The following is a 684-nucleotide window of genomic DNA, read 5'->3' on the forward strand; positions in this document are numbered from 1 at the left end:
GAGTGTGGCTGGTGCAGCCGCAGATGGGTTGGGCCTGGGGGGCGGCGTAACCGTCGCCCAGCGTTACCGACAGCAGCTGTTCCACCAGTCCGGTGCAGGTGCCGCAGGAGGCGCTGGCCTTGGTCTCAGCACGGATCGCGCCGAGGTCTGCTGCGCCGCTTTCGATTGCGCTGGTGATCTGTCCTTTGCAAACGCCGTTGCAGCCGCAAATCTCCGCCTCAGGCGGCAATGCTGCAACGGCTGACAGAGGGTCCGCGGAGGCGCCTCCCTGATTGGCCGGGCCAAAGATCAGCGTCTCGCGGATGTCCGAGATATCGGTGCCGTCCTTGATCAGCCCGAAGAACCAGCTGCCGTCGGCGGTGTCGCCGTACATGACGGTACCGATCAGCCGGTCTTCCTCGATCACCAGGCGTTTATAGATGCCGCGCGCCGGGTCGCGGAAGACGATGTCCTCGCGGGTCTCGCCCTCGGCAAAATCCCCGGCGCTGAACAGATCACAGCCGGTGACCTTGAGCTTGGTGGCCAGTTCCCTGACCACAAAGGCATTCCGCTCGCCCAGCAGGCTGTCCGCCAGTACCTTGGCCTGATCATAGAGCGGCGCCACGAGGCCGAAGAGGTGGCCGTCGAACTCCACGCATTCGCCGACAGCGTAGATATCCGGGTCCGAGGTCCGCATCTGTGCGC

Annotated in this window: 1 protein-coding gene; it reads right to left on the minus strand. The window is 64.9% G+C overall.

Annotated features, from left to right (window positions below):
* On the minus strand, positions 1–684 hold a 684-nt coding region (locus tag RA19_RS25105), incomplete at both ends, for a (2Fe-2S)-binding protein (protein ID WP_193748339.1).

The organism is Leisingera sp. ANG-M1 (assembly GCF_000813745.1).
Classification (GTDB): Bacteria; Pseudomonadota; Alphaproteobacteria; order Rhodobacterales; family Rhodobacteraceae; genus Leisingera.